We start from the raw sequence: 20,739 nt of genomic DNA, 5'->3' as shown, positions 1-20,739 counted from the left end.
GGCGGCTCGTCGACCGGCGGCTCGGCCACCGGCGGCTCGGCCACCTCGGGCGACGCGACCTCGGGCGCCGGCGGCGCAGGCGGCGCGGGCGGCTCGAGCACCGGCGGCGCTGGCGGCTCGACCGGCGAAATGGTTGCCGGCGCAGGCACCGGCGGCTTCGGCGGCGCAGGCATGGGCGGCAACGGCGGCACCAACAATGTGACCGCGGGTTCGTTCGACATGTCGAACTCGATGAGCAACATCGCCCAGTCGGCAGCCGGCATCTCGATCATCAGCCAGAACAACGGCTTCTCGTCGCTGATCCAGCAAAGCGTCAACGTTCAGTCGAACATGAACGTCGGCGGCACGACCCCAAGCGGCCAGTAATCACGAGGTCTTGGCAGCAACCGCGCGGGCGACCGGCACCACCGGCCGCCCGCGCCCCCCGCCACGTGGCTCCCTGCGTGGCGGCTTTTCGAGCGAGGCATCATGAAACGGATTACCCAGATCGGCTCTCTCCTGCTGGCGGCCTGCATGGCGCTGCCGGTGGCGGCACAGGTTTCGGAACCGGCGAAGCTGCCGGTGGTGGTGGGCTTCCTGTCGAAGGTGGATGTCGCACCTAGCCGCGAAGACGACTTCACCAAGGGCTGGGGCAAGACGACCGGCGCCGAGGAACTGGGCGGCCTGCGTGGCGGCGCCGACATCGTGACCACCGAGGCGACGCTCGGCGGCACGGTCGGCAACAACACGGCCACCAATGTGACCACGGGCTTTAACGTCATCGACAACGGCTCGTTCGCGAACTCCTCGGGCTTGCCTGTCGTGATCCAGAACTCCGGCGCGAACGTCCTGATCCAGAACGCGACCGTCATCAACCTGCAACTGCAATAGGAAGAGAATGAAGCACGGGATCTTCCTCGCCGCCCTGTGCGGCATCCTGCTGGCGCCGGCTCCGGCGCCAGCGCTCGAACTGGCGGTGGTCGGGCGCGTCAACGTGCCGGTCACCAGCCTCAAGGACATCAAATTCCAGCGCACCACGCGCCAGCAGTACGACTACAGTTGCGGCGCCGCCGCCTTGTCGACCCTGCTGTCGCACCACTATGGCACCCCGACGCCGGAACAGGACGTGTTCCAGGAAATGTACGAAAAAGGGGACAAGACCAAGATTCACAAGGAAGGCTTTTCGCTGCTCGACATGCAGCGCTTCCTGGCCGCGCGCGGCTTTCGCGCCGACGGCTTCAAGCTGCCGATCGAAAAACTGATCGCCGAAAAACTGCCGGCCATCGTGCTCATCACCGACCGCGGCTTCAACCACTTCGTCGTCGTCAAGGGCTTCGAGGATGGCCGCATCCTGATCGGCGACCCGTCCACCGGCAACCGCGTCGTGAGCATGGAGCGCTTCCAGGAAATCTGGCGCAACAAGATCCTTTTCGTGATCCACAGCCACAAGGACGGCATCGCCTTCAACAATCCGGGCGACTGGCGCGGCGCCCCGCGCGCCCCGCTCGGTACCGGCATGCACCAGGACCAACTGAGCGCCTCGCTGCCGAAGTTCGGCCCGGGCGATTTTTGACAAGGATGTGATATGCGCTGGCCCACCTTTACCTTTCACCGCATCGCCCTGCTGGCCGCCCTGCTGGCCGCCCTATGCACCGCGGGCGCTGCGATGCCGCTCGCTCAGGCGGCCGGCCCGAGCGGCTTCGGCGCGCCCGTCGATGCCGCGCAACTCGACACCATGCGCGGCGGCTTCGAGATCGCAGGCGGGCTGTCGCTCTCGCTCGGCATCGAACGCGTGGTGTCGGTCAACGGCGAAATCCTGGCGCGCACCAATATCGCCATTCCCGACCTGGCCGCGATGACCGGCGACCAGGCCCGCCTGGCGCAGAATGCTCTGGGCGCGGCCCAGCTGATCCAGATCGGCGGCAACAACTATGCCGCGGCCGACCTCAACCTGCCCAATGGCGCGACCTTGCTGCAAAACACACTCAATGGGCAAGACATCCGTACCGCCACGACCATCACATCGACCGTGAACAGCATGTCCCTGCTAAAAGACATGAATTTCCAGAGCACGATTCGTGACGCGGTAGTACGTTCCCCGGGAACACTGTAGCATTGCAATGTTGTTAATAAATGGAGACCTGGATGTATTCACACGTCGCGCGGCTTGGCGCCGCCGGCCTGGCGGCCGCCCTCCTGGCGCCGCCCGTGCTCGCTCAACAACCTGCCGCCGAAGCACGCAGTGCCGCCAGCCCGCAGGACCGACAGACCGAACTGTCCCAACTCAAGGACGAACTGGCCGAACAGCGGGCAATGGTGAACCGTCTGATGCTCGAACTCCAGGCACAGCGCGAACAGCTGCAAAGCATGCAGGCCCAGGGCGCCCCGGGCATGGCCACCGCCCCGGCGCTGGCGGCGCGCGAGCGCATCGTGGAAGAATCCACTCCGCTGTCGGGCGCCCCGTTCGCCATCCCGACGGCGCTGGCCGACGGCGTGCTGCTGTCGCAGCAGCGCGGCACCGGCATGTCGATGCAGGCGCCGGTGGCCCAGCCGCCGGTGCTGCCACCGGCCGAAAGCGGCGTGGCGGCCCCGCTGCCGCCGCAGCCGCGCCCCAACCAGCCCACCCTGCCGGCCCCCGGTCCGGCGCAGGCGCAGACCCAGCGGCCGGCCCAGCAGCAGAGCCAGCAACAGCAGACGGCGCAGAACAACCAGGAACCGAACCGCCCGCCCGAAGTCGCACCGATCGGCGACCAGCCAGGCGTGCTGACCCAACGTGGCACCTATGTGCTCGAGCCGTCGGTGCAGTACGGCTACTCGTCGAGCAACCGCGTGGCCCTGGTCGGCTACACGGTGATTCCGGCGATCCTGATCGGCCTGGTCGACGTGCGCGAAATCAAGCGCAACACCTTCACCACGGCGATCACCGGCCGCACAGGCATCAACAACCGGATGGAAGTCGAGGTCAAGGTGCCGTATGTGTACCGCTCGGACGCCACCGTCAGCCGCGAGCTGTTCACCGGCACCGCGGTCGAGCGCGTGTTCGACACCTCCGGCAAGGGCCTGGGCGACATCGAAGTCGCCGGCCGCTACCAGCTCAATAACGGCGGCCCGGACCAGGGCTACTACATCGCCGGCCTGCGCTACAAGAGCCGCACCGGGCGCGACCCGTTCGAGGTCGTGACCGACTGCGACCAGCGCTGCATCGGCGAGAACGTGACCGGCACCGGCCTGCCGCTGGACCTGCCCACCGGCTCCGGCTTCCACTCGCTGCAAGGCACGCTGACCTGGCTGTATCCATCCGACCCGGCCGTCTTCTTCGGCAACCTGAGCTATGTGCACAACTTCAAGCGCGAGGACGTGACGCGCCTGGTGCGCAACGGTGTGCGCGAGCCGCTGGGCGAGCTGGAACCGGGCTACGTGCTCGGCTTTAACTTCGGCATGGGCCTGGCGCTCAACGACAAGGCCTCGCTCAGCCTGGGCTACGACCACAGCACCATCGCGCGCATGAAGCAGAACGGCCAGCCGGTGGCCGGCTCGGTGCGCACCCAGCTCGGCACCCTGCTGCTGGGCTACTCCTACCGCCTGAGCCCGAAGCGCACGCTGAACATCGCGGTGGGCGCCGGCGTGACCCGGGATACCCCCGACGTCACCCTCACCTTGCGGGTGCCGATGACGTTCTGATCGGCGTTAAGACTACGTGAGAACATGCGGTCTGGATGACTTGTGGTAAATACGAACACGGTTGAAAAATCTTGCTTCCGTTTTAAGAAATTATCCTTATAATCAGATTTGCAATGTAGAGCGTGGCCCTGGTTTTTGTCCTAGGTACGCAAACAGGGCATTAACGCAAAACAACTTAAATTTGAGGGAATTAACATGGCTACTGGCATTGTCAAATGGTTCAACGACGCTAAAGGTTTCGGCTTCATCACCCCTGATGGCGGCGGCGAAGACGTGTTCGCGCACTTCTCGGCGATCAACGCCAACGGCTTCAAGTCGCTGCAGGAAAACCAGCGCGTGACCTTCGACATCACTGCCGGCCCTAAAGGCAAGCAGGCTGCAAACATCCAGCCACAGGCTTGATGCTGCATTAGCCCGCCAAGGCGGGCTACAAAAAACAAAGAGCACATCCGCGGATGTGCTCTTTTGTTTTGGTGACGCAAACCGCGTCGTTTATTTACAGCCGCAACCGCCCGAACCGCAACCGCCGCCACCCGACTTGGCTGGCGCCGATCCCGGCAGCATGCTGCCCGGCGCGCGGCCGCTCTCTTCGTCGAAGCCGGCCGCCTGCAGGCGCGCCACGTACTGCTTCCACAGCGACTCCTGGCTGCGGCCCAGCTCGTACAGGTAGTCCCAGCTGAAGATGCCGGTGTCGTGGCCGTCCGAGAAGGTCGGCTTGATCGCGTAGTTGCCGACCTGCTCGACGTCGGCGATGCCGACTTCGCGCTTGCCTACCTGCAGCACTTCCTGGCCCGGGCCGTGGCCCTTCACTTCGGCCGACGGCGAGTACACGCGCATCAGCTCGAACGGGATCGAATAGGCGCTGCCGTCGTCATAGGCGATGTCGAGCACGCGCGATTTCTGGTGGACGGTCAGTTCGGTTGGATTAGGCATGGATCTTTTCTCTATCAGTTGAAACGGCGCGCGATGGCGGCGCCCAGTTGTTCAGCCAGCGCGCGGCGCGCGGCCAGGATATCCGAAGGCGTCTCGCGCACCGCCTGGGTCCACACGGGCGCCGGGAAATGCGCGTCGTCCGCGTAGCGCGGAATGATATGCCAGTGCAGGTGCGGCACCACATTGCCCAGGCTGGCCACATTGACCTTCAGCGGCTGCATCACTTCGCGCACCGCCTCTTCGACCAGGAACACGGCCTCGTTCACCAGCAGGCGATCTTCGCGCGAAAGATCGCTCATCTCGCGCACGTGGTCGTGCCAGATCACGCGGCAAAAGCCGGGATAGCTGGCGTCGTCGACGACGATGACGCTGAATTTGTCGCCAGCCCAGGCCACAGGCACGCTGAGATTACACAGCTCGCAACCAGCTTCCCTGAGCGTCATACCAGCACCCTTTCGATGCCGCCGTTATTGGCGCGCGCCACGTACTCGGGCAGCCAGTTCTCGCCCAGCAGGTGCTTCGCGATCTCGACCACGATGTAGTCGGCGGTGGTGCCCGAATCGTCGTTGTAGCGGCTCAAGCCCTGCAGGCAGGACGGGCAGCTGGTCAGGATCTTGACGTCGCCGGTGAAGCCGTCAGTGCGCAGTTTATCGGCGCCCTTGACCATCTCGACTTCCTTGCGCGAGCGCACCTGGGTCGAGATATCGGGACGGCTCACGGCGAAGGTGCCCGACTCGCCGCAGCAGCGGTCGTTCTTCTCGATCTTGACGTCGTCATGGGTCGAGACCAGCGCATTGACCGTCTTCACCGAATCCTGCAGCTTCATCGGGTTGTGGCAAGGCTCATGGTACATATAGCGGGTGCCGTTCACGCCTTCGAGCTTGACGTTCTTCTCGAGCAGGTATTCATGGATGTCCATGATGCGGCAGCCGGGGAAGATCTTCTCGAACTCATAGGTCGCCAGCTGATCGTAGCAGGTGCCGCACGAGACCAGGACCGTCTTGATGTCGAGGTAGTTCAGCGTGTTGGCCATGCGGTGGAACAGCACGCGGTTATCCGTCATCATCTTGTCGGCCTTGTCGTACTGGCCGGCGCCGCGCTGCGGATAGCCGCAGCACAGGTAGCCCGGCGGCAGCACGGTCTGCACGCCCACTTCCCACAGCATCGCCTGCGTCGCCAGGCCCACTTGCGAAAACAGGCGCTCGGAGCCGCAGCCCGGGAAGTAGAACACGGCTTCGGTGTCGGCGTTGGTCTTCTTGGGGTTGCGGATGATCGGCACGATCTTGTCGTCCTCGATATCGAGCAGCGCGCGCGCCGTCTTCTTGGGCAGATTGCCCGGCATCTTCTTGTTGATGAAGTGGATCACCTGCTCGCGCACGGGCGCCTTGCCGACCGTCGGCGGCGGCGCGGCGGTCTGCGGCTTGGACAGGCCTTTGAGCAGGCGGTTGCCCAGGCGCTGGGCCTTGAAACCGAAATCGATCATCACCTTGCGCGTGGCATTGATGGTGGTCGGGTCGGTCGCATTCAGGAAGAACATGGCCGCGCGGTTGGCCGGCTTGAAGCTGCGCTTGTCCATCTTGCGCAGCAGGTTACGCATATTCATCGACACGTCGCCGAAGTCGATGTTGACCGGACAGGGCGTGACGCATTTGTGGCACACGGTGCAGTGGTCCGACACGTCCTCGAACTCTTCCCAGTGGCGCAGCGAGACGCCGCGGCGGGTCTGCTCCTCGTAAAGGAAAGCCTCGATCAGCGCCGAGGTGGCGAGGATCTTGTCGCGCGGCGAATACAGCAGGTTCGCTTGCGGCACGTGGGTCGTGCACACAGGTTTACACTTGCCGCAGCGCAGGCAGTCCTTGATGCTGTTGGCGATCTCGCCGATATCGCTCTGCTGCATGATCAGCGATTCGTGGCCCATCAGGCCGAACGACGGCGTGTAGGCGTTGCGCAGGTCGGCGTGGGCGCCTTCCAGGTTGAGCAGCTTGCCCTTGTTGAAGCGGCCTTCCGGATCGACGCGCACCTTGTAGTCGCGGAATTCCTGGATCTCGGAATCAAGCAGGAATTCGAGCTTGGTGATGCCGATGCCGTGCTCGCCCGAGATCACGCCGTCCAGCGAACGCGCCAGCTTCATGATGCGCTCGACCGCCTTGTGCGCATCCTGCAGCATGGCGTAGTCGTCCGAGTTCACCGGCAGGTTGGTGTGGACGTTGCCGTCGCCCGCGTGCATGTGCAGGGCGACGAACACGCGCGAGCGCAGCACGCGCTTGTGGATCGCGACCGCTTCGTCGAGGATGCACTGGTAGGCGGCGCCGTTGAAGATCTGGCGCAGCGGCGCGCGCACTTCGGCCTTCCACGAGACGCGCACCGTGTGGTCCTGCACCGCGTCGAACAGGCGCGCATCGGGCTGGATCGCCAGGCGCTGCAGGATCGCTTCGTTCAGATGGTCGAGACCCAGGGTCTGCAGCTGCTCGCGCACTTGCCCCAGCGGCGCATCGAGATTGGCCAGGATGAAGGTCCAGCGCTTGTCGACCAGGTCGACCAGGGCGCGCGCCTGCAGCGGACGGTCGCCCATGATCTCGTCGCGGTCGACGCCGTCGCCGCCGGCGTCGTCGCTCTTGGCCAGCGGCAGGTGGTCGCTGGCGAGGTAGGCGCGCAGTTGGTCCACCAGCTGCAGCTTGTTCTTGATCGACAGCTCGACGTTGATGCGCTCGATGCCGTCGGTGTATTCGCCCATCCGGTTCAGCGGGATGACCACGTCTTCGTTGATCTTGAAGGCGTTGGTGTGGCGCGCGATGGCCGCGGTGCGGGCGCGATCGAGCCAGAACTTCTTGCGTGCCTCGGGGCTGACGGCGACAAAGCCCTCGCCCACGCGGGTATTGGCCAGGCGCACCACTTCGGAGGCGGCCAGCGCCACCGCGTTCTCGTCGTCGCCGACGATGTCGCCGAACAGCGCCATCTTGGGCAGCACGCCGCGCTTGGATTTGGTGGCGTAGCCGACCGCACGCAGGTAGCGCTCGTCGAGGTGTTCCAGGCCCGCCAGGCGCAGCGTGGCAAACGCCGGGTCGCCGTTCTTTGGCAGGCTGTCGAGGTAATCCTTGATCTCGACGATCGACGGGATCGCGTCGCGCGCCTGGCCGAAGAATTCCAGCGCCACCGTGCGGGTGAACTTGGGCATCTTGTGCAGGATCCAGCGGCCGGACGTGATCAGGCCGTCGGTGCCCTCTTTCTGGATGCCCGGCAGGCCGGCCAGGAATTTGTCGGTGACGTCCTTGCCCAGGCCTTCCTTGCGGAAGCGCTTGCCCTCGATGGTCAGGGTCTCGGTGCGGAATGGCTGGCCTTTTGGCGCGCCCTTGACCGAAGGGTGGGTCCATTCGAGCAGGAATTCGGCCGTCGGCGCGTCGTGGATCTTGCCCAGGTTGTGGTTGATGCGGGTGACATCGAGCCAGTCGCCATTCGGGTCGACCATGCGCCATGAGGCCAGGTTGTCGAGCGCCGTGCCCCACAACACGGCCTTCTTGCCGCCCGCGTTCATCGCGATATTGCCGCCCACGCAGGACGCGTGGGCCGAGGTCGGGTCCACCGCGAACACGAAGCCGGCCTTCTCGGCCGCCTGCGACACCCGCTGCGTGACGACACCGGCATAGGTGTGGATGGTCGCGTATTCGCGGCCCAGGCCCGGCATGGCCGTCATCTCGACCTCGCCGATGCCGATCAGCTTTTCGGTATTGATCACGGCCGACATCGGCGTGAGCGGGATCGCGCCGCCGGTGTAGCCGGTGCCGCCGCCGCGCGGGATGATGGTCAGTCCAAGTTCGATGCAGCCCTTGACCAGGCCGGCCATCTCGTCTTCGCTGTCCGGCACCAGCACCAGGAAGGGATACTCGACGCGCCAGTCGGTGGCGTCGGTCACGTGCGAGGTGCGGTGCATGCCGTCGAAACGGATATTGCGCTTGTCGGTGTAGGCGCCCAGCACCTTGGTGGCGCGCTTGCGCAGGTCGTAGGTCTCGGCGAACTCGCGGCCGAAGTCGTCCACGGCGCGGCGCGCGGCGGCGAGCAGCTGCTCGACGGCGGCGCTGCGGTTGGCGGCGACGTCAGGGGCACCGCCGTCCTGCGCATCGACCGTGGTGCGGCGCTTGTCGACTTCGCCCAGGCGATGGTGCAGCGCCTCGATCAGCTTGGCCCGGCGCTTCGGGTTGTCCAGCATGTCGTCCTGCAGATAGGGATTGCGGCGCACCACCCAGATATCGCCCAGCACCTCGTACAGCATGCGCGCCGAACGCCCGGTCTGGCGCGCGCCGCGCAGGCTGTCGAGCAACGCCCACGATGACTCACCGAGCAGGCGGATCACGATTTCGCGATCCGAGAACGAGGTGTAGTTATAAGGGATCTCGCGCAGGCGCGCGGGTGCGTTGTCGGCAAGCAGGGTATGGATGTGTGCGGGGGCGTTCATGAATTCTGGTCGACGATCGGACAGGCCCGAAGGACGTTCATTCTAGCTTATTGCGATGCACCACGCTCGGCTAATGCCCGGGCCGCCATTCCGGTCACACAACAAAATGTCTATACTAATTTGAAAGGCCAAACTTAATTTGCTTGCAATCCCATTAATGCATCATTCGTTATGCGGCATGACCCGATCGGCATATGTCATCCGGCGTTGTTGGACGGCTCCGGCAACTGCGCGCTCGCCTCGAAGGCCTCGCCAAGCTCGAAGAAATGTCCGCCCGCAACGTAGTGGATGCTCTTCGGTCCGCCTTCGCTCGTGACCCAATGGCCGTCGCGGAACACGGCCGGATCGGCCCAGGCGGCGACCACCTCGCCGAGGAACAGGTCATAGGTGTCCTGGATGTGCGGCTCGGGCAGCAGCCGGCATTCGAGCCAGGCCAGGCAGCCGTCCAGAAGCGGCGCGCCGGTTTGCTCGCCAGTCCAGTAGCCGGCGCCGAAGGCGGCGAACTTGTCGACCTCGCGGCCGCTGGTCGAGCCGACCTGCAAGGTCAGTTGCGCCAGTTCACGCGACGGCACCATCAGGGCGAACTCGCCGGATGCCTCGACCATCCCGCGCGTGAGCGTGCTCTTGTCGATCACCACCGCCACCTTGGGCGGCGCGAAGTCGAGCGGCATCGACCAGGCGGCGGCCATCACGTTGATCGCTTCGCCATGGCGTGCGGAGACGAGCACGGTGGGGCCGTGGTTCATCAGGCGATAGGCTTTGTCCAGGGGGACGGGTAGGCGGTCGGTCATGCGCGAATCCTGGGGCTGCGTCGAAACGCCCATTATGAACCGCCTCCTGCGAACATGCAGGATGCTAGCGATCCGACGACGCGATGTCCTTGATCGCCTCGGCGAACCGCGCATGCGCGGCCGGGTCCACAGGCCGCAGCTTCGGCTCGGTGCGCGCCGGATCGTTGCCCAGATAGTTCCCGTTCTTCCAGTCGCGGGCGGGCCTGACCGGCCGCGGCACGAAGCCGCCGCCGCAGTTCGGACAGACGTTCAGCAAGACGCCGTCGACGCAGGCGGCGCAAAACGTGCACTCGTAGGAGCAGATGCGCGCCTCGGTCGAGGCGGGCGGCAAGGCCACATTGCCGTGTTCGCAGTTCGGTCGCAGTTCGAGCATCGGCTTCTTCCTGATGACCCGGCCGCTGTCGGAAAGGAAATACTCAGCCGGTGATGCGGGTCAGCATATCACCGAGATTGGTCCAGAAACTATCCGGGATGTACAGCAGCGCCAGCGTCATGGTCAGGTAGCGTGCGAACTTGCCGATCGCCATATACATCACGCTGGGCCAGAACGGCAGGTGCAGCCAGCCGGCCAGCGTGCACAGCGGGTCGCCGATGCCCGGCAGCCACGACAGCAGCATGGTCTTGGCGCCATAGCGCTTGAGCCAGCCGAACCATCGGCTCTGGCGCTCTTTCGCGAACGCAACCTTGGCGCGGTAGCCGAGGAAGTAATCGAAGGCGCCACCCAGGGTATTGCCGAGCGTCCCTACCAGGATTGCCGGCCAGAACATATCGGGATTGGCCTTGATCACGGCGAACACGGCCGGCTCGGAGCCGAGCGGCAGCAAGGTAGCGGAGACGAAACTGACGATGAAGATCGAGGTCAGCCCGACGGTCGGTGCAGCCAGGAAGTCAAGCAGCCATTGGACAGCGGATTCGATCATGCGGGCTTAGGCGATAGCCTAGTGGTGACAATAAGGCTCCATTATAATGATCCGGTACTTTCGTCACGACACGATACGACGAGCCTGCCACCCAGCCCGTCATATCGACCTTTGCGCCACGGTCACCCACCCTAGCGGAACAGTTCGCGTCGTCCGTCCCGCCGGCCCAGCCTGCATGACTTTTGCAATCCGACCATGACTACCGACTACCTCAGAAAAATCCTGACCGCCCGCGTCTACGACGTCGCCGAACAGACGCCGCTCGACCTCGCCCCGACCCTGTCCCAGCGCATGGGCAACCGCATTTATTTCAAGCGCGAGGACATGCAGAGCGTGTTCAGCTTCAAGCTGCGCGGCGCCTACAACAAGATGGCGAACCTCACGCCCGAGCAGCTCAAGCGCGGCGTGATCTGCGCCTCGGCCGGCAACCATGCCCAGGGCGTGGCGCTGTCGGCCTGCCGCCTGGGCTGCCGCGCGCTGATCGTGATGCCGACCACCACGCCGCAGCTCAAGATCGACGCGGTCAAGGCGCGCGGCGGCGCCAGCGTCGAAATCGTGCTGCATGGCGACTCCTACACCGATGCCTACAACCACGCGCTGCTGCTGGAAAAAGAGCAGCGCCTGACCTTCGTGCACCCCTTCGACGATCCGGACGTGATCGCCGGTCAGGGCACGATCGGCATGGAAATCCTGCGCCAGCTGTCGAGCCCGATCCATGCGATCTTCGTCGCCATCGGCGGCGGCGGCCTCATTGCCGGCATCGGCGCCTATGTGAAACAGATCCGTCCCGACATCAAGATCATCGGCGTGCAGACCCTGGATTCGGACGCGATGGCGCGCAGCCTGAAGGCCGGCCAGCGCGTGACCCTGACCGACGTCGGCCTGTTCTCGGACGGCACCGCGGTGCGCCTGGTGGGCGAAGAAACCTTCCGCGTCGCCCAGCAGGTGGTCGACGAGATCATCCTGGTCGACACCGACGCCATCTGCGCCGCGATCCAGGACGTGTTCCAGGATACGCGCAGCATCCTCGAGCCGGCCGGCGCGCTGGCGGTGGCCGGCGCCAAGGCCTATATCGAGCGCTCGCAGATGAACCGCGAGCCGATCAGGAACGAGACGCTGGTGGCGGTGGCCTGCGGCGCCAATATGAACTTCGACCGCCTGCGCTTCGTGGCCGAGCGCGCCGAGCTGGGCGAATCGCGCGAAGCGGTCTTTGCCGTCACCGTGCCCGAGCAGCGCGGCAGCTTCCGCCGCTTCTGCGCGCTGGTCGGCCCGCGCAACGTCACCGAATTCAATTACCGCATCAGCCATGAAAGCGAAGCCCACGTCTTCGTCGGCGTGCAGGTGGGCAATCGCAGCGAGTCGGGCCTCTTGGCGCGCACCTTCGAGGAACACGGCTACAAGACGCTCGATCTGACCTACGACGAGCTGGCCAAGCTGCATATCCGCCACCTGGTGGGCGGGAAAAGTTCACTTGCGCATGATGAATTGCTGTATCGTTTCGAGTTCCCTGAGCGGCCGGGTGCGCTGATGCGCTTCCTGGACAGCATGGCGCCGAACTGGAATATCTCGCTGTTCCACTACCGCAACCAGGGCGGCGACGTGGGGCGCATTCTCGTTGGATTGCAAGTACCGCAGGCCGAGATGGATGAGTTCCGCCAGTTCCTGGCTTCGCTCGGTTATCGTTACTGGGACGAGAGCGGGAATCCCGTCTATAAATTGTTTTTGGGGGCGTAGGCCCCACCTGTTGAACAGAGTCTGCGCCGATTCACCGTTAGCCTCGATAACGTCGTTCCCGCGCAGGCGGGAACCCAAGTGCGCATGCAGTGCCGCGAAGTTCGATCTCGCCAGCGACTCATTGAACTTGGGTTCCCGCCTGCGCGGGAACGACGTACTGGCGCTGATGGTCTTATGCCATGGCGCAGAATGACCGACCTTATTTATGAATACCCCTGATCAATCGCCACTTGGCAAATCTTCCGCCTACCAGAGCCAGTACGCCCCCGAGCTGCTGTTCCCGATCCCGCGCCAGCAAAAGCGCGAGGAATTGGGTCTTTCAGGCACGCTCCCCTTCTTCGGCGTCGACATCTGGAACGCCTATGAACTGTCGTGGCTGAACATGCGCGGCAAGCCGCAGGTCGCGATCGCGACCGTGACGGCGCCAGCCGATTCGCCGAACATCGTCGAATCGAAATCGTTCAAGCTCTACCTGAATTCGTTCAACCAGACCCGCCTCGCCGGTCCCGAGGCCTTGCTGGCCCTGCTGCGCGACGACCTGTCGAACGGTTTCGGCGCGCCGGTCCACGTCACCCTGACCAGCCCGGATCAATTCGGGGCGATCAGGATGGGCGAACTGGAAGGCACGCTGCTCGACCGCCTCGATATCGAGGTCGACGATTACTCGCCGGCCCCGCAGCTGCTCAAGGCCAGGCACGAAGATGCGCCGGTGGAAGAAACCCTGGTGTCGCACCTGCTCAAGTCCAATTGCCTGGTCACGGGCCAACCGGACTGGGGCACGGTGCAGATCCGCTACGTCGGCCCGCAAATCGACCAGGAAGGCTTGCTGAAATACCTGATCGGCTTCCGTGAGCACAACGAGTTCCACGAGCAGTGTGTGGAGCGCATTTTCATGGACGTGCTGCGCCAGTGCCAGCCGAGCAAGCTGGCCGTGTATGCGCGCTACACGCGGCGCGGCGGCCTGGACATCAACCCATGGCGGGCCAACTTCAGCACCGGCAAACCAGGCAATCTGCGTGGCGCGCGCCAGTAAACATCCAATTTCTGTCAGGATATTACCCGCACGCCTGTGCGTTTTAGGCGACAGCCATGCGCAGCGCATGGCATCACCTTTTGCTATACGATACTGAACGCCCTGCCTTGTTTTTAGGCGGGACTTCGAGCAATCATCGGTAAACAGGACGACCGGCATACGATTGCTGGCCTCAACAGCTGATTCGTTGAGGAAATTGCGTAACGATGTTGACGCAGGTCAACTAACCACTTATCCCGTTTCGACGGGTACCGTGCGGCCGTTCGGCGAGAAGTCCAAACTGTCGCGAAATCGAGTGTCTCAGGCCCCAAACAGGCCTATAATCCCGTGCTCGCAAGCACTCCACGCGTGCATCGCACCCACGTTATGACGAATCTAAGCAAAATCCTCTCGCTCGAGAACGTGCAACTCGACATCGAAGTGTCGAGCAAGAAACGAGCCTTCGAGCAAGCCGGCCTGATCTTCGAGAACAACTGCGGCATCGCCCGCTCGATCGTGTCGGACAACCTGTTCGCACGCGAACGCCTGGGCTCGACCGGTCTGGGGCACGGCGTCGCCGTCCCGCACGGCCGCATCAAGGGCAGCAAGAGCCTCAAGGCTCCGCTGGCCGCCTTCGTGCGCCTGAAGGAGCCGATTCCTTTCGAGTCGCCTGATGGCCAGCCGGTGAGCCTGCTGTTCTTCCTGCTGATCCCGGATCACGTCACCCAGCAGCACCTCGAGATCCTGTCCGAGATCGCCGAGCTGTTCTCCGACGAGTCGGTGCGCACCGCCCTGGCGACCGATCCCGATCCGAAATCGGTGCATGACCGCATTATCAACTGGCAACCCAGCCTCCAGGCTCTGGGTTAAACTGAGCGTCTGCTAAACGCGCGGCAATCACGCCGCGCGCCTTTTTTGCGACGACGACAATGCCCATGCTGCAGTCTCCGCTGACCATCCAACGGCTGTACGACGACAACCGCGACAGCCTGCAACTGGGCTGGTTCGCGGGTTTCCCCGGCGGTGAACGCCAGATCGCCGGCGACGCCGCCTCGGCAGCCGACCAGGTTGGCCACCTGAACCTGATCCACCCGGGCCGGATCCAGGTGTTCGGCCACCAGGAACTCGACTACTACCACCGCCTCAAGGCCAATTCGCGCAGCCATGTGGTTGGCGAACTGATCGGCGGCGGCCCGCCTGCGCTGATCATCGCGCAAGGCCTGGAAACCCCGCCCGACATCCTCGCCATCTGCGACGAGCAGAATATCCCCCTGTTCTCGACCCCGCTGCCGGCGGCGCAGGTGATCGACTTCCTGCGCGTGTATTTATCCAAGAAGCTGGCCCAGCGCGTGATCATGCACGGCGTGTTCATGGACGTGCTGGGCGTGGGCGTGCTGATCACGGGCGACTCGGGCCTGGGCAAGAGCGAACTGGGCCTGGAACTGATCTCGCGCTCGCACGGCCTGGTGGCCGACGACGCCGTGGAATTCTCGCGCATCGCGCCGAACATGATCGAGGGCCGCTGCCCGCCGCTATTGCAGAATTTGCTGGAGGTGCGCGGCCTGGGCCTGCTGGACATCAAGGCGATCTTCGGCGAGACGGCGGTGCGGCGCAAGATGCGCCTGAAGCTGATCGTGCACCTGGTCAAGCGCGGCGCGCTGGACGAAGAGGTCGAGCGCCTGCCCTTCCACTTCCCGACCGAGGACGTGCTGGGCCTGCCGATCCGCAAGGTCGTCATTCCGGTGGCGGCCGGCCGCAATATCGCGGTGCTGCTCGAGGCCGCGGTGCGCAACACGATCCTGCAACTGCGCGGCATCGACACGCTGCAGGAGTTCATGGAGCGCCAGCGCCAGGCGATGAGCGCGGACTAAACCTTCATCCGATGGCCCGGCGGCGTGCCATCGGCTGAAGGTTGCGGTATCATCGCCGCATGCACATCGTCCTCATCACCGGCATCTCGGGCTCGGGCAAGTCCGTAGCCCTGAATGTCCTGGAAGACGCGGGTTACTACTGCGTCGACAACCTGCCGCCGGCCCTGCTGCCGGCCCTCGTCAATACGGTCAATGAAACCGGCACCGGCAAGATGGCGGTCGCGGTCGACGCGCGCAGCGCCGAATCGCTGGTCGAACTGCCGGTGAGTGTGCGCCGCATGCGCGAGGATGGCCATGCGGTCAAGGTCATGTTCCTGACGTCGAGCACCCATTCGCTGGTCGCGCGTTTTTCCGAAACGCGACGCAGCCACCCGCTGTCGCACGAGCTGCGGCCGGGCGAGAATCCGGCTTCGCGCCGCACCCTGATCGAATGCATCGCCGAAGAACGCGAGCGCCTGTCGTCGATCGAGAACCTGGGCCATGTGATCGACACCTCGGAACTCTCGGCCAACAAACTGCGCGGCTGGATCAAGGAGCTGGCCGAAGTCGACCATGCGCCGCTGACCCTGTTCTTCGAATCGTTCGCGTTCAAGGTCGGCGTGCCGCTCGACGCCGACTTCGTGTTCGACGTGCGCGCGATCCCGAACCCGTATTACGACCTGGCCCTGCGGCCACTCACCGGCAAGGACCAGCCGGTAATCGACTTCCTCGACGCCCAGCCGAGCGCGATCGAGATGCTGGCCGACATCCGCACCTTCGTGGCCAAGTGGCTGCCTTCGTTCAAGACCGACAACCGCAGCTACCTGACGGTGGCGGTCGGCTGCACCGGCGGCCAGCACCGCTCGGTGTACATGGCCGAACACCTCGGCGCCTATTTTGGCGCCACCGAACGGGTGATCGTTCGGCATCGGGAGCAGCCGAAGAATCCTGCGGCGTAATGTCTACCGCCAGCCCTCGCACGTCGTTCCCGCGCAGGCGGGAACCCAAGTCCTTCGCGCAGTGGCCACGGCAGATGGAGCCACTATGCCAATGACTTGGATTCCCGCCTGCGCGGGAATGACGTACCACTGCATGTGGCCAGGCCAGAGCGTCGCGGCCGTTCAACGCAGCACCGCTGCCGTATCCACCAACCGTACATCATGCATCTGGTGCAGATACGCCTCCAGATAGCCCTTGTGCGACGCCCCCACGATGACCAGCAGCCGCGTGCCGGGCATGACGCCCACCACGTCGCGGATGTTCGCCGCCATGCGCAGGTTGCGCGTTTCCCAGTAGCCGACGTAGCCACGGCCGAAGCGCTGGGGTGACGGTTCGTTCAGCGCCGCGCCGAAGTCGATCTCGAAGGTCGCGGCGACATGGGCGGGCGAGTTATAGGCGCGGTACATCGCCAGCAGGCCTTCCGCACTGCCCACGCCCGCGTCGAGGATCTCGTCGTCCTTCTTGCGCTTCGCATTGGCCGGATTGTCCCAGGCCTTCATGATCGCCTCGCCAGCCGCCTTGCGGTCGGCGTAAGGACGGGATGCCGTCTGGTCGTCCATGGCGTACACGCGCTCATGCCCCAGCCGGGCCGCCAGCCGCGCCGCGATCATCACGCTTTCGTTGGGACTGGCCTCGAGCTCCTGTAGCTGCGCGACCAGGGCGGCGTCCAGGCCGTCGCCGGCGCGGCGCTCCCCGGCCGGCAAGCGGAACCACTGGACCACCGCGGATGCAGGCTCCCCGCCGGCCAGGAACACGGCCGCCAGGCGGCGCCGTTGGGCTGGCGACGGCGCCGCCGGCCATTCACCCAGCAGCTTTTCCAATTCTGCCGTCGCTTGCGGGACATCGAGCCCGGTCGCGGCCTTTGCCGCCGCGGTATCCCGGCAATAGGTCTTGACCGTCTCCGCATACCGCGCCGGGTGGTGGCGCATGAAATCGCACTGCGGTCCCGAGCGGTCCTCGACCGCGATCGCCTGCGGCTTCCAGGCCGCGAGCCGTTCGTTCAGCGGGGCCAGGCTCGACGCCTGGAAGGTCTTGGGCAAATGCGCCAGGTGGGGCGAGCCGAGCACCATGATCTGGTTGACCGGTCCTGTCGTGGGACCCTTGAGCCGGCTCGGATCGAAGGCCGGCTGGTAGTCCTGCGCGGCGGCGCTGCCGCATACAGTCATCGAGATCAGCAGGGCACCCAGGCGCATCGCTCTTCCTTTCAAATCATGAAGACCCGATGTTCACACCCCGTCGCTACGCTGTCACGCAAAAATGGATATGCACGCAGCGGATTATGCAAGATGCCTGAGCGGATGCGCGTGCTCCGGCCACACCGGCGCGAAGAAGCGCGCCACCATCTCTGGGGTGACCTCGGCAAGCGACGGTGGATTCCATTGCGGCGCATTGTCCTTGTCGATCACCAGTGCGCGTATGCCTTCCAGCACTTCGCCATGCTCGAAATTGTGGCGCACCAGCGAGCGTTCCATGCGCAGGCAGTCGGCCACGTCGAGCGCGGCGCCACGCGCCAGCAGCTCGTGGGTCACGCACATCAACAGGGGCGAACGCTGGCGCATGGCGGCCAGCGCCTTGTGTGCGAACGGTGTTGCGTCGCCTTCGAGCGATCCCATGATCGCGGCGACCGACGCCGCGCCGAAATGCGCATCGATGCTCCTGCGCCGGACCTGCAATTCGCTTGCCCCCGCCATTGCAGCAAACGGCGCCGCGAAGGCGCGGATCGCCGCCGGCAGGCCGGCGCCTTGCGTGGACGCGATCAATGCCTGCAGGTCCGGCAGCTCGGCGCCTGGCACGAACACGTCGGCCAGGCCGATATACAGCGCGTCGGCGGCGCCGATCGTCAGCCCGGTCAGGCCCAGGTAGTTGCCGAGCTGCCCCGGCGCATGCGACAGAAAGTGGCTGCCGCCGACGTCCGGGAACAGGCCGATGTTCACCTCGGGCATGGCCATTTTCGTGCGCTCGGTCACGATGCGCAGGCCGCAGTCCGGGCCGCCCTGGGCGATGCCCATGCCGCCGCCCATCACGACGCCATCCATGATGGCGATGTAAGGCTTTGGATAGAAATGGATCAGGTGATTCAGCGCGTATTCTTCGGTGAAGAAATCCTCGAGCAGCGCGCTGCCGCCCATCGGCGTCGCATGGCCGACCTCATGGAAGAAACGGATGTCGCCGCCCGCGCACAAGGCCTTCTCGCTGCTGCTGGTCAGTACGACCGCCTCGACCTGCCCGTCATGCTGCCAGGCGCGCAGCACCGCGGTCAGCGCGCGCACCATCTCGAGCGACAGCGAATTGAGCGCCTTCGGGCGGTCCAGGGTGATGATGCCGGTGCGGTTGGCGATGCGGGTCAGGACGTGGTCGGTCATGGGGTGATCAGTGGTCGGTAAAACCGTATCTTACCCCGCCGGATTGGATGTGCCACAGATGCAAAAAGGGCGTCCCCTCAGACGCCCTTAGCTAGTGTGAGCCCTGCGCCTGATCAGGCGACAGCAGCGTCTTCGCCGTCGATTTCCGGCATGCGTTTGATCGAAGTACGGCTATGGTCTTTCAGTTGCTGCTTGTGTTTGAGGATCTGTCGGTCCAGCTTATCCATCAGCGTATCGATCGCGGCGTACAGGTCTTGTGCGACGCTGGCCACGTGCAGGGTCTTTCCCGACACCTGGACGTTGATCTCTGCTTTTTGCCTTTTTTCTTTTTCAGTGAGGTTGTCGACGGCCAGGAAGACGTGGGTGTCGATCACCTGGTCGAAATGGCGAATGATGCGCTCGAGCTTATTCTGAACGTATTCACGGATGGCGGGGGTTACTTCGAGATGATGGCCACTGATTGTGAGGTTCATACACACTCCTTTGAAAATGTTGCACCGTGTGGACCACAGGAACGCGACAAGGCACGATGTCTGTGGACGGCGCAGTTACAAGGACTTGCGGAGGCTTACAGGGGGTATCTTGAGGGCTTCACGGTATTTTGCAACCGTGCGGCGCGCGATGACCATGCCTTGTTCCCCGAGCATCTCCGCGATCTTGCTGTCGGATAAAGGGTTCCTAGGGTCTTCTGCTCCTGTCAATTGTGCAATGAGCGCACGGATTGCCGTCGAGGATGCTTCGCCTCCCGCCTCGGTGGCAACGTGGCTGCCGAAGAAATACTTCAACTCAAACATGCCGTGCGGGGTCAGCATGTATTTCTGCGTTGTGACACGAGAAATTGTGCTCTCGTGTAGGCCTAGTGTATCAGCTATCTCACGTAAAACAAGGGGCCGCATGGCAACCGCGCCATGGGAGAAAAAATTGCGCTGGCGCTCGACGATCGCCTCCGCCACACGCAGGATGGTGTCGAAACGCTGGCGCATATTCTTGATGAGCCACTTCGCTTCCTGCATCTGCGCGCCCATCTGCGCCTCGCTCTTGCCCTGCTTGAGCATGCTGGCGTACAGGCTGTTGACGCGCAGGCGCGGCATCACGTCCGGGTTCAGGGTGACCGCCCAGCCGCTCTTGGAACGGCGCACGATCACGTCCGGCACCACATAGTCCGACACGTTCGAAGCGAACGCCGCGCCCGGATGCGGATTGCATTGGCGCACCACGGCCTGCACCTCGCGCAAGTCTTCGTCGTCGCAGTCGAGCGCTTTTTTCAGCTTGCTGTATTCGCGCTGGGCGAACCAGCTCAGGTAACCCTCGACGATGGTCAGGGCCATGCGCCGCGTCACCATCGGCACGCCCGGCATGCGCCGGATCTGCAGCGCCAGGCACTCGGCCGCGCTGCGCGCGCCGACGCCCACCGGGTCCATGCTCTGCACCAGCGCCAGCGCGCAACGCAGCTCTTCGATCTCGATGTCGAGTTCTTCGGGCAGCCTTGCATGGATCTCGTCGAGCGGTTCTTCGAGGTAGCCGTTGTCGTCCAGCGCATCGATCACCAGCTCGGCCAGCGCGCGGTCGCGCGCCGACAGGGTGGCTTCGCGCACCTGCTCCATCAGGTGTTCGCGCAGGGTGATGGCGCAGGCTTCCAGCTGCGGGCGGCCGTCCTCGTCCTCGCCACCGCCGCCTGAAGATGGCGCGCCACCTTCGCTCCAGTCGGCGTCGCTGCGCTCGTTGTCGGCGCCGCCCTCGAAACCCTCGCCCTCCTGCGCCGGCGCATCCTGGCCCTCGGCCTGCTGGCCGGGCGCCGGCGGCGCTTCGCCACTGGCGGGCGCATTGTTGATGGCGCCGTCGGCCAGCAAACGCACCGAATGGTCGAGCGGGTCGTCGAGCCGCTCGAGCAAGGGGTTATCGCCCAGTATCTGCTCGATCTCCTGGTGCAGTTCGAGCGTCGACAGTTGCAGCAACCGGATCGACTGCTGCAGTTGCGGCGTAAGCGCGAGGTGCTGCGAAGTGCGAAGTTGCAGGGACTGTTTCAT

20 protein-coding genes and 1 pseudogene are annotated in these 20,739 nt (G+C 64.4%); 11 read left to right on the top strand and 10 right to left on the bottom strand.

What is annotated here, in order from left to right:
• The 6 genes and pseudogenes from SOM61_RS07110 to SOM61_RS07085 form a co-directional block, all read left to right on the top strand.
• Window positions 1-366, top strand: a pseudogene (locus SOM61_RS07110) (hypothetical protein); the annotation flags it as partial.
• Window positions 367-468: 102 nt separating this feature from the next.
• A complete protein-coding gene (locus SOM61_RS07105; RefSeq protein WP_123070777.1) occupies window positions 469-870 on the top strand; it encodes a hypothetical protein in 402 nt (133 codons plus the stop codon).
• Window positions 871-877: 7 nt separating this feature from the next.
• Entirely contained in the window at window positions 878-1,552 is a 675-nt protein-coding gene (locus SOM61_RS07100; RefSeq protein WP_320473418.1) for a C39 family peptidase, read from the top strand.
• Between the two features lie 12 nt (window positions 1,553-1,564).
• A complete protein-coding gene (locus SOM61_RS07095; protein WP_320473417.1) occupies window positions 1,565-2,092 on the top strand; it encodes a hypothetical protein in 528 nt (175 codons plus the stop codon).
• A 32-nt stretch (window positions 2,093-2,124) separates the two neighbouring features.
• On the top strand, window positions 2,125-3,660 hold the full coding sequence (locus SOM61_RS07090) for a hypothetical protein (RefSeq protein ID WP_320473416.1): 1,536 nt from the start codon (window positions 2,125-2,127) through the stop codon (window positions 3,658-3,660).
• 195 nt (window positions 3,661-3,855) lie between these two features.
• Complete coding sequence (locus SOM61_RS07085) at window positions 3,856-4,062, top strand: cold-shock protein (protein WP_109345346.1); 207 nt, start codon at window positions 3,856-3,858, stop codon at window positions 4,060-4,062.
• A gap of 90 nt (window positions 4,063-4,152) precedes the next feature.
• Here the strand turns inward: SOM61_RS07085 and SOM61_RS07080 are convergent, their stop codons facing one another.
• The 6 genes from SOM61_RS07080 to SOM61_RS07055 all read right to left on the bottom strand — a co-directional run bounded on the left by SOM61_RS07080 (window position 4,153) and on the right by SOM61_RS07055 (window position 10,754).
• Window positions 4,153-4,593, bottom strand: coding sequence for a gamma-butyrobetaine hydroxylase family protein (locus SOM61_RS07080; protein ID WP_320473415.1), 441 nt, complete (start codon window positions 4,591-4,593; stop codon window positions 4,153-4,155).
• A gap of 14 nt (window positions 4,594-4,607) precedes the next feature.
• Entirely contained in the window at window positions 4,608-5,036 is a 429-nt protein-coding gene (locus SOM61_RS07075; protein ID WP_320473414.1) for an HIT family protein, read from the bottom strand.
• Window positions 5,033-9,043 carry a DUF3683 domain-containing protein gene (locus SOM61_RS07070; protein ID WP_320473413.1) on the bottom strand — a complete coding sequence of 1,337 codons (4,011 nt, stop codon included), beginning with the start codon at window positions 9,041-9,043 and terminating at the stop codon, window positions 5,033-5,035. Before SOM61_RS07070 ends, SOM61_RS07075 begins: the two co-directional genes overlap by 4 nt.
• A gap of 197 nt (window positions 9,044-9,240) precedes the next feature.
• Window positions 9,241-9,834 (bottom strand): flavin reductase family protein, encoded by a 594-nt coding sequence (locus SOM61_RS07065; protein ID WP_320473412.1) that lies wholly within the window; start codon window positions 9,832-9,834, stop codon window positions 9,241-9,243.
• Between the two features lie 64 nt (window positions 9,835-9,898).
• Entirely contained in the window at window positions 9,899-10,207 is a 309-nt protein-coding gene (locus SOM61_RS07060) for a DUF1272 domain-containing protein (RefSeq protein WP_320473411.1), read from the bottom strand.
• Between the two features lie 43 nt (window positions 10,208-10,250).
• Complete coding sequence (locus tag SOM61_RS07055) at window positions 10,251-10,754, bottom strand: YqaA family protein (protein WP_005663301.1); 504 nt, start codon at window positions 10,752-10,754, stop codon at window positions 10,251-10,253.
• 195 nt (window positions 10,755-10,949) lie between these two features.
• Here SOM61_RS07055 and ilvA point away from each other — a divergent pair, with 195 nt between their 5' ends.
• The 5 genes from ilvA (at window position 10,950) to rapZ (ending at window position 16,309) form a co-directional block, all read left to right on the top strand.
• The gene (gene ilvA / locus SOM61_RS07050; protein ID WP_320473410.1) at window positions 10,950-12,488 is read left to right on the top strand and encodes a threonine ammonia-lyase, biosynthetic; all 1,539 of its coding nucleotides are present in this window, start codon (window positions 10,950-10,952) and stop codon (window positions 12,486-12,488) included.
• Window positions 12,489-12,693: 205 nt separating this feature from the next.
• Complete coding sequence (gene queF, locus SOM61_RS07045) at window positions 12,694-13,521, top strand: NADPH-dependent 7-cyano-7-deazaguanine reductase QueF (RefSeq protein ID WP_320473409.1); 828 nt, start codon at window positions 12,694-12,696, stop codon at window positions 13,519-13,521.
• Window positions 13,522-13,887: 366 nt separating this feature from the next.
• Window positions 13,888-14,370 carry a PTS sugar transporter subunit IIA gene (locus SOM61_RS07040; RefSeq protein WP_320473408.1) on the top strand — a complete coding sequence of 161 codons (483 nt, stop codon included), beginning with the start codon at window positions 13,888-13,890 and terminating at the stop codon, window positions 14,368-14,370.
• 65 nt (window positions 14,371-14,435) lie between these two features.
• Window positions 14,436-15,371: an HPr(Ser) kinase/phosphatase gene (hprK, locus tag SOM61_RS07035; protein WP_005663306.1), complete on the top strand. Its 936-nt coding sequence runs from the start codon at window positions 14,436-14,438 to the stop codon at window positions 15,369-15,371.
• Window positions 15,372-15,430: 59 nt separating this feature from the next.
• Window positions 15,431-16,309 carry an RNase adapter RapZ gene (gene rapZ / locus SOM61_RS07030; protein ID WP_320473407.1) on the top strand — a complete coding sequence of 293 codons (879 nt, stop codon included), beginning with the start codon at window positions 15,431-15,433 and terminating at the stop codon, window positions 16,307-16,309.
• Between the two features lie 162 nt (window positions 16,310-16,471).
• Here the strand turns inward: rapZ and SOM61_RS07025 are convergent, their stop codons facing one another.
• From SOM61_RS07025 to SOM61_RS07010, 4 genes are all read right to left on the bottom strand, one after another.
• A complete protein-coding gene (locus SOM61_RS07025; RefSeq protein WP_320473406.1) occupies window positions 16,472-17,542 on the bottom strand; it encodes a DUF5694 domain-containing protein in 1,071 nt (356 codons plus the stop codon).
• An 84-nt stretch (window positions 17,543-17,626) separates the two neighbouring features.
• Window positions 17,627-18,712 (bottom strand): enoyl-CoA hydratase/isomerase family protein, encoded by a 1,086-nt coding sequence (locus SOM61_RS07020; protein ID WP_320473405.1) that lies wholly within the window; start codon window positions 18,710-18,712, stop codon window positions 17,627-17,629.
• 113 nt (window positions 18,713-18,825) lie between these two features.
• Window positions 18,826-19,185 (bottom strand): ribosome hibernation-promoting factor, HPF/YfiA family, encoded by a 360-nt coding sequence (gene hpf / locus SOM61_RS07015; RefSeq protein ID WP_147937308.1) that lies wholly within the window; start codon window positions 19,183-19,185, stop codon window positions 18,826-18,828.
• Window positions 19,186-19,260: 75 nt separating this feature from the next.
• Complete coding sequence (locus tag SOM61_RS07010; RefSeq protein ID WP_320473404.1) at window positions 19,261-20,739, bottom strand: RNA polymerase factor sigma-54; 1,479 nt, start codon at window positions 20,737-20,739, stop codon at window positions 19,261-19,263.

This window comes from Massilia sp. CFBP9012, from assembly GCF_034045115.1.
Classification (GTDB): Bacteria; Pseudomonadota; Gammaproteobacteria; order Burkholderiales; family Burkholderiaceae_D; genus Telluria.
Note: the sequence above shows the minus strand (reverse complement) of the source record. Positions and strands in the feature narration are given on the sequence as shown.